At 73.3% G+C, this 7,982-nt stretch carries 8 protein-coding genes; 6 read left to right on the top strand and 2 right to left on the bottom strand.

The annotated features are described in order from the left end of the window. Positions 1-136 precede the first annotated feature (136 nt). The 4 genes from ilvA to FHL79_RS24205 all read left to right on the top strand — a co-directional run bounded on the left by ilvA (position 137) and on the right by FHL79_RS24205 (position 5,550). Positions 137-1,363, top strand: a complete 1,227-nt coding sequence (ilvA, locus tag FHL79_RS24220; RefSeq protein ID WP_138761110.1) for a threonine ammonia-lyase — start codon at positions 137-139, stop codon at positions 1,361-1,363. Positions 1,364-1,542: 179 nt separating this feature from the next. Next, a complete protein-coding gene (locus FHL79_RS24215) occupies positions 1,543-2,547 on the top strand; it encodes an ATP-binding cassette domain-containing protein (protein WP_138761109.1) in 1,005 nt (334 codons plus the stop codon). After that, positions 2,544-3,347 carry an ABC transporter permease gene (locus FHL79_RS24210; protein WP_138761108.1) on the top strand — a complete coding sequence of 268 codons (804 nt, stop codon included), beginning with the start codon at positions 2,544-2,546 and terminating at the stop codon, positions 3,345-3,347. The genes FHL79_RS24215 and FHL79_RS24210 overlap by 4 nt, the downstream gene beginning before the upstream one ends. Before the next feature lie 112 nt (positions 3,348-3,459). Further along, positions 3,460-5,550: a M3 family metallopeptidase gene (locus FHL79_RS24205; protein WP_138761107.1), complete on the top strand. Its 2,091-nt coding sequence runs from the start codon at positions 3,460-3,462 to the stop codon at positions 5,548-5,550. Positions 5,551-5,667: 117 nt separating this feature from the next. Here FHL79_RS24205 and FHL79_RS24200 read toward each other — a convergent pair whose 3' ends face one another. After that, positions 5,668-6,012, bottom strand: a complete 345-nt coding sequence (locus FHL79_RS24200) for an RNHCP domain-containing protein (RefSeq protein ID WP_138761106.1) — start codon at positions 6,010-6,012, stop codon at positions 5,668-5,670. 8 nt (positions 6,013-6,020) lie between these two features. Continuing rightward, positions 6,021-6,527: a transcription elongation factor GreA gene (gene greA, locus FHL79_RS24195; RefSeq protein WP_138761105.1), complete on the bottom strand. Its 507-nt coding sequence runs from the start codon at positions 6,525-6,527 to the stop codon at positions 6,021-6,023. Between the two features lie 233 nt (positions 6,528-6,760). On the opposite strand from greA, the gene mca reads away from it, so the two are divergent. Together mca and FHL79_RS24185 are read left to right on the top strand one after the other, a co-directional pair. Continuing rightward, the gene (gene mca / locus FHL79_RS24190; protein ID WP_138761104.1) at positions 6,761-7,648 is read left to right on the top strand and encodes a mycothiol conjugate amidase Mca; all 888 of its coding nucleotides are present in this window, start codon (positions 6,761-6,763) and stop codon (positions 7,646-7,648) included. Continuing rightward, positions 7,645-7,965, top strand: coding sequence for a hypothetical protein (locus FHL79_RS24185; RefSeq protein WP_138761103.1), 321 nt, complete (start codon positions 7,645-7,647; stop codon positions 7,963-7,965). Before mca ends, FHL79_RS24185 begins: the two co-directional genes overlap by 4 nt. Positions 7,966-7,982: the final 17 nt, after the last annotated feature.

Below are 7,982 nucleotides of genomic sequence, written 5' to 3'. Positions count from 1 at the left end.
CGGGAGGGGTGGGGGACTGGGTCCCCAGCGGTGCGGCGTCCGTCACCTCGACCACGGTACGACGGGGAGGTGACAGTCGGGGCGCTCGCCGTCCCGCCCCGTCATCGGCCGGGGCCTCGGCTGCGAAGATCGTGCCGTGTCCGTCGATGCTGCAGTCCCCCTGGTCAGCGGAGCCGACGTCGAGGAGGCCGCACGCCTGCTGGACGGCGTGGTCCGGCGCACCCCGCTGGAGCACTCGCGGGCCCTCGCCGAACGGGTCGGCGGCCCCGTCTGGCTCAAGTGCGAGAACCTGCAGCGCACCGGCTCGTTCAAGATCCGTGGGGCGTACACCCGGATCGCCCGGCTGACCGCCGAGGAGCGCGCCCGCGGCGTCGTCGCCGCCAGCGCCGGCAACCACGCGCAGGGCGTGGCGCTCGCCGCCCGGGAGCTCGGTGCGGCCGCCACCGTGTTCATGCCCGAGACCGCGCCGCTGCCCAAGATCGCCGCCACCCGCGGCTACGGCGCCGACGCCCGGCTCGGCGGCGAGACGCTGACCGACGCCATCGTCGACGCCGTGCGGTTCGCGGCCGAGACCGGGTCGGTGTTCATCCACCCGTTCGACCACCCCGACGTCATCGCCGGTCAGGGGACCGTCGGTCTCGAGGTGCTCGAGCAGTGCCCGGACGTGGCCACGGTCGTCGTCTGCACCGGCGGTGGGGGGCTGGTGTCCGGGATCGCCGCCGCGGTGAAGGCCCGCCGCCCCGGCGTCCGGGTCGTCGCCGTCCAGGCCGCCACCGCCGCGGCGTTCCCGGCGTCGCTGGCCGCCGGCCACCCGGTGCCGCTGACCGCGATGGCCACGATGGCCGACGGCATCGCCGTCGCCGCTCCCGGCGACCTCACCCTCGCCCACGTCGCGGGCCTGGTCGACGAGGTGCGGACCGTCACCGAGGGCGACCTCAGCCGGGCCCTGCTGTTCTGCCTGGAGCGGGCCAAGCTGGTCGTCGAACCGGCTGGGGTCGCCGGGGTCGCCGCCGTGCTGGCCGACCCCGCCGCCTTCGCCCCGCCCGTGGTCGCGGTGGTCTCCGGCGGCAACATCGACCCGGTCCTGATGATGAAGGTCGTGCAGCACGGCATGGCCGCGGCCGGGCGCTACCTGTCGCTGCGCGTCCAGGTCCCCGACCGCCCCGGCTCGCTGGCCGCGCTGCTCCGTGAGCTGGCCGGGCTGTCGGCGAACGTGCTCTCGGTCGAGCACGAGCGGACGACGGCGCGGCTGGACCTCGGCGAGGTCGAGGTCGGCGTCCACCTGGAGACCCGCGGGCCGGACCACGAGCAGCACGTGCTGGCAGCCCTGGCCGCCGCCGGGTACGCACCCCGCGTCGACTGACCCGGCGCAGCAGGCGCCGATGACTTCTCCGCCCCGCCCCGGTCCAGACCGGGAGAGCCCCCGCACCGCAGGGGCCGGGACGGACGACGTGTCGTCGGAGGAGCGCTCATGCAACGGACCCGCCGGGTGCGCGGAAACGCACGGGAGAACTGTCGGACGGCGGGCCTGGCGTGCGCGGCATGACCAACGCCGTCGTCGTCGAGGGGCTCGTGAAGCGCTTCGGGGAGAACACCGCGCTGGGTGGGGTGGACCTCACCGTGTCCGAGGGCACCGTGCTCGGGCTGCTGGGCCCCAACGGGGCGGGCAAGACCACCGTCGTCCGGATCCTCAGCACCCTGCTGCGACCCGACGCCGGGCGGGCCGAGGTGAACGGCCTCGACGTGCTCACCCAGGGCGACCGGGTCCGGGCCACCATCGGGCTCACCGGCCAGTACGCCGCGGTCGACGAGTACCTGACCGGGCAGGAGAACCTGGAGATGGTCGGTCGGCTCTACCGGCTGGGCGGCAAGGAGGCCCGGCTGCGCGCCGGGGAGCTGCTCGAGCGGTTCGAGCTCGCCGACGCAGCCCACCGGCCGGCCAAGACCTACTCCGGCGGCATGCGCCGGCGCCTCGACATCGCCGCCTCCCTCATCGCCCGCCCCCGGGTGCTGTTCCTCGACGAGCCGACGACCGGCCTCGACCCGCGCAGCCGGCTGGGCATGTGGGAGTTCATCGCCGACCTGGTCAGCGACGGGACGACGATCCTGCTCACCACCCAGTACCTGGAGGAGGCGGACCGGCTCGCCGACCGGATGGTCGTGATCGACAAGGGCGAGGTGATCGCCCGCGGCACCGCCGACGAGCTGAAGGCCCAGGTCGGTGGTGAGCGGCTGGAGCTGACGGTGTCCAGCAGCGCGCAGCTGTCGGCGGCCGCCGAGGCGCTCCGCCCGCTGGCCCAGGGCGAACCCCACCGGGACGAGCAGACCCGGCGGTTGTCGCTGCCGGTCACCGGCGGCACCGAGACCCTCGCGGAGGGGCTGCGCCGGCTGGCCGGCACCGACGTGCGGGTCCTCGACATCGGCCTGCGCCGACCCGACCTGGACGACGTCTTCCTCACCCTCACCGGGCACGCCGCCGAGGAGTCCGCCGCCGAGGCGGGGGCGGACGCGGCCCCGACCGCCGTCAGCGCAGGAGCATCCCGATGACCACCCTGGCCGAGACCGTCAGCGACAGCGTCACCATCACCCGGCGGAACCTGATCAAGGTCAAGCGCGTCCCGGACCTGATCGTCTTCGCCACCCTGTCGCCGATCATGTTCGTGCTGCTGTTCCGCTACGTGTTCGGCAGCGCCATCCCGATCGAGGGCATCTCCTACGCCGAGTTCCTGCTGCCGGGGATCTTCGCCCAGACGGTGGTGTTCGGGAGCACGATCACCGGGGCCAGCCTCGCCGACGACCTGCAGAAGGGGCTCATCGACCGGTTCCGGTCGCTGCCGATGGCCCGCTCGGCCGTGCTGGTCGGCCGCACCGTGGCCGACCTCGGGCTCAACGTCCTCACCATCGTGGTGATGGCGCTGACCGGCCTGGTCGTGGGCTGGCGCATCCACTCCTCGGTCGGCGAGGCGCTCGCCGGGTTCCTGATCCTGCTGCTGTTCGCCTTCGCCATCTCCTGGGTGATGGCCCTGGTGGGGCTGCTGGTCCGCACGCCCGAGGTGGTCAACAACGCCAGCTTCATCGTGATCTTCCCGCTGACGTTCATCGCCAACACCTTCGTGCCGACTGACAACTTCCCCACGGTGCTCAAGACCATCGCCGACTGGAACCCGGTGTCGGCGGTGGTGCAGGCGGCCCGCGAGCTGTTCGGCAACACGGCGCCGAGCCTGGAGACGTCGAACGCGTGGCCGATGCAGCACCCGGTGCCCTACGTGCTGGCGTGGGTGGTCGTGCTCCTGGTGGTGTTCGTGCCGCTCTCGGTGTGGGCCTACCTCCGCACCGCCAGTCGCTGAACAAGGACCCCCGCGCCCCCCGACCCTCGCTCCGCTCGGGCCGGGCCCCTGCGCGGGGGCCGACGGCGGGGCCGTCTGGTGGGGCCGGTGACCCCGGGCGAGGATGGTGCCGATGAGCACCGAAGCCCCGGCTGGGTCGCCGGCCTCCGCGTCCCTGTCCGCCTCGCACCCGCTGGCCACCCCGTCGTCGTTGCCCTACCAGCTGCCGCCCTTCGCCGACATCACCCCCGACCTCGTCCGGGAGGCGCTGCTGGCGGGCATGGCCGAGCAGCGCGCCGAGGTCGCCGCCCTGGTCGCCGACCCGGCCGAGCCCACGTTCGGCAACACCGTCGTCGCCCTCGAGCGGTCCGGTCAGCTGCTGGCCCGTGCCGAGCGGGTGTTCCACAACATGACGTCGGCGGTCTCCTCCGACCGGATCCGCGAGATCGAGCGGGAGATCGCCCCGCTCGCCGCCGCGCACGACGACGCCCTCCGGCTCGACCCGGTGCTCTTCGCCCGGGTCGACGCGGTGCACGCCGGGAGGGCCGACGCGGGCCTCGACGACGAGTCGGTCCGGCTGGTCGAGCGCTACCACCTCGACTTCGTGCTCGCCGGCGCCGGCCTCGACAGCGCCGGCCGGACCCGGCTCAGCGAGCTGAACCAGCGGCTGGCAGAACTCAGCACCACCTTCGACCAGAACCTGCAGTCCGCGACCGAGGCCGCCGCCGTGGTGGTCGAGGACGTCGCCGAACTCGACGGCCTGTCCCAGGGCGAGGTCGCCGCGGCAGCCGGGGCGGCTGCCGAGCGCGGCCGGGCGGGATCCCACCTGCTCACCCTGGTGCTGCCCAGCGGCCAACCGGCGCTGGCCAAGCTGCGCAACCGGGAGCTGCGCCGGCGGCTGTACGAGGCGTCGGTGACCCGTGCGTCCGGCGGTGACCACGACAACGGGCCGATCGCTGCGGAGATGGCCCACCTGCGCGCGGTCCGGGCCCGGTTGCTCGGGTTCGACACCCACGCCGACCTCATCGCCGCCGACCAGACCGCGAAGACCTCGGCCGCGGTCGACGCGCTGCTCGGTGAGCTGGTGGGTCCGGCCCTGGCGAACGCGCGGGCCGAGGCCGAGGTGCTGCGCGAGCTGGCCGTCGCCGACGGCGTCGAGCTCGCTGCCTGGGACTGGGCGTTCTACTCCGAGCGCGTCCGGGCGGAGCGCTACGCCGTGGACAGCGCCGCGCTGCGTCCCTGGTTCGAGCTGGACCGCGTGCTGGTCGACGGCGTCTTCCGGGCGGCCGAGCTGCTCTACGGCTACACGTTCAGCCCGCGCCCCGACCTGGTCGGCTACCACCCCGACACCCGGGTCTGGGAGGTGTTCGGCGCCGACGGTGAGCCGGTCGGGCTGTACCTGGGCGACTACTTCGCCCGCGAGGGCAAGCGCGGCGGCGCCTGGATGAGCTCCTTCGTCACCCAGTCGACGTTGCTGGACACCCGGCCGGTCGTGTTCAACAACCTCAACGTCAACCGGCCGGCGGCCGGTCAGCCGACGCTGCTGACCCTGTCCGAGGTCACCACGCTCTTCCACGAGTTCGGGCACGCCCTGCACGGGCTCTTCTCCGCGGTGACCTACCCGCGGTTCTCCGGGACCAGCGTCTCGCGTGACTTCGTCGAGTACCCGAGCCAGGTCAACGAGATGTGGGCGCTGTGGCCGGAGGTCCTCACCCACTACGCCACGCACGTCGAGACCGGCGAGCCGCTGCCGGCGCAGACGGTGCAGGCCATCGAGGCTGCCGCGCTGTGGGGTGAGGGCTTCGCGACGCTGGAGTACCTGGCCGCGACACTGCTGGACCAGGCCTGGCACCGGCTCGACGCCGACACCCTGGTCGACGACCCGCAGGCGTTCGAGTCAGCCGCCCTGGCCGCGGCCGGGGTCGCGTTCGACCTGGTCCCGCCCCGGTACCGGACGACGTACTTCCAGCACGTCTTCGCCGGCGGGTACTCGGCCGGCTACTACTCCTACATCTGGTCCGAGGTGCTCGACGCCGACACCGTGGAGTGGTTCAAGGAGAACGGCGGGCTGCGCCGCGACAACGGCGACGTGTTCCGCAGCCGGCTGCTCGCCCGCGGTGGGTCCGTCGACTCACTGGCCGCGTTCCGCGCCGTCCGAGGCCGGGACGCCGACACCGGCCCGCTCCTCCGCCGCCGGGGGTTGGTGAGCACATCGCGATCCTGACGGACCGCACCGCGGCCAGGAGCCGGTGCCAGGGACGCTGAGCCCGTCACCGTGTCCCCGCCGGGGAGCCTCCGGCGCCCGCGCCGGGTCCACCGACGACTGCGTCGTCGTCCGTGCTCACATCCAGGGGAGCTGCAGGACCAGGTCCAGGTCGTCGGGGGCGGCGCCGTCGCGGACGAGCCGGTTGGGCTGGCGGTGGCCGCACGCCGTGCAGCGGTGCACCACCTGCCAGCCCTTCCCGGACTTCTCCACCAGGCCGATCGGTTCCATCAGCGCCCGGCACTCGCTGGCCCGGTCACCGGGCAGCTCGTCGACGTGCAGCGACCACAGGCACCACGGGCAGTGGTTGCGATAGTGCCCGTCGGTGTTCGCCGGCACCAGCGTCGAGCAGTGCCCGCAGACGAAGTCGGTGTTCTCCGCCCGTCGCGAGCGCGCTCGTCCGCCGTCCACCGTGCTGGTCATGCCGTCGGTCAGGGCACGAACGGCTCGACGGCCAGGACCTTCACGGAGATGTCCTTGCCGTTGGGGGCCGTGTAGGTGATCGTCGCGCCCGGTGCCGCGCCGACGATCGCCGCGCCCAGCGCCGACTCGGGGGAGTAGACGGTGAGGTCGGTGGTGCCGGCGATCTCCCGGGAGCCGAGGAGGAACTTCTCGGTGTCGTCCTCGTCGCCGTCGAAGGCGATGGTGATGACGGTGCCGAGCGCGGCGTGGGTGGCCGTGGTCGGCGCGGCGCCGACCCGAGCCTTGCGCAGCAGGTCGGTGAGCTGCCGGATCCGGCCCTCGGCCTTGCCCTGCTCCTCGCGCGCCGCATGGTAGCCGCCGTTCTCCTTGAGGTCACCCTCCTCGCGACGGTCGTTGATCTCCTTGGCCATCGCCGGACGGTTCGCGATCAGCTGGTCGAGCTCGGCACGCAGCCGGTCGTGGGCCTCCTGCGTCAGCCAGACGCCCTGGTCCTGCTGGTCAGTCGGGGTGGACACGGGATCACTCCTGGTGCTCGAGAGCGCGACCCTCCGTCAGGAGGGCCACCGGTGGTCGATCCGGGGAACCTAACACCGCTCGGCCCGCCTGTGCAGCCGTCCGCGGAACGGAACCGGCCGGGATCCCGGTGCGTGCCGGGTCCTGAGCAGCTCACCGGGGGAGTGGTGACCGGCACACCCGCGGCGCTCCGGGCCCCGCGCCGCGCTGGCCCGTCGAGGGGGACAATGGCGAGGTGACCGATGCTGACCAGTTGCGCCTGCTCGCGGTGCACGCCCACCCCGACGACGAGTCGAGCAAGGGCGCAGCCACCATGGCGAAGTACGTCGCCGAGGGCGTGCGCGTGATGGTGGCCACCTGCACCGGGGGTGAGCGCGGCTCCGTGCTCAACCCCGCCATGGACCGCCCCGAGGTCTGGGAGCGGATGGCGGAGATCCGCAACGCCGAGATGGCCAAGGCACGCGAGGTCCTCGGGATCGAGCAGGAGTTCCTCGGCTTCGTCGACTCCGGCCTCCCCGAGGGCGACCCGCTGCCGCCGCTGCCCGAGGGCTGCTTCGCCCTGGTGCCGATCGAGGAGGCCGCGGCTCCGCTGGTCGCGCTGATCCGCCGGTTCAAGCCCCAGGTGATGACCACCTACGACGAGCGGGGCGGCTACCCCCACCCCGACCACATCCGGACCCACGAGATCTCGGTGCACGCCTTCGAGGCGGCCGGTGACCCGGAGCGCTACCCGGAGCTCGGCGAGCCGTGGCAGGTCAGCAAGCTCTACTACCACATGAGCTTCACCCTGCCGCGGACGAAGGCGCTGCACGAGGCGGTGCTGGCGACCGGCGGCGAGTCCCCGTACACGGAGTGGCTCGCGAACTGGGACCCGGAGAAGGACATCTCGCACCGGGTGACCACCCAGGTGCCCTGCGCGGAGTACTTCCCGGTGCGCGACGCCGCGCTGATCGCGCACGCCACCCAGATCGACCCGACCGGCCGCTGGTTCTCCGTGCCGCTGGACGTGCAGAGCCAGGCCTGGCCGACCGAGGACTACGAGCTGGCCCGCTCGCTGGTCGACTCGCCCGTGCCCGAGGACGACCTGTTCGCCGGCGTCCGCAGCTCGGCGGAGGTGTCGTGACCACCGCACTGACCCTGCTCGCGGTCGACCAGCAGCAGCTGCCCGAGGACGTCGGCAAGTCCGGTCCGCTCGGCCTGCTGCTGATCGTCGTCCTGCTCATCGCGGTGCTGTTCCTCGGCCGGTCGATGGGCCGGCACCTCAAGCGGGTCCCGCGTAGCTTCGACCCCGCGGACCAGGTGCCCGACACCCCCGCCGAGCTGATCGACATCCCCGCCCGCGATCCGGGTGAGGACCTGCTCGACACCCTGCGGCGTGCGCCGCTGGCCATCGAGCCGCCCCGCCGCCCCGACGACGGCGGCTCCCCGCCCCGGACATGAGGACGACCCCGGCCCCG

It is taken from the genome of Modestobacter altitudinis, assembly GCF_005930475.1.
Taxonomy (GTDB): Bacteria; Actinomycetota; Actinomycetes; order Mycobacteriales; family Geodermatophilaceae; genus Modestobacter; species Modestobacter altitudinis.
This window is presented reverse-complemented; position numbering and strand designations above follow the sequence as displayed.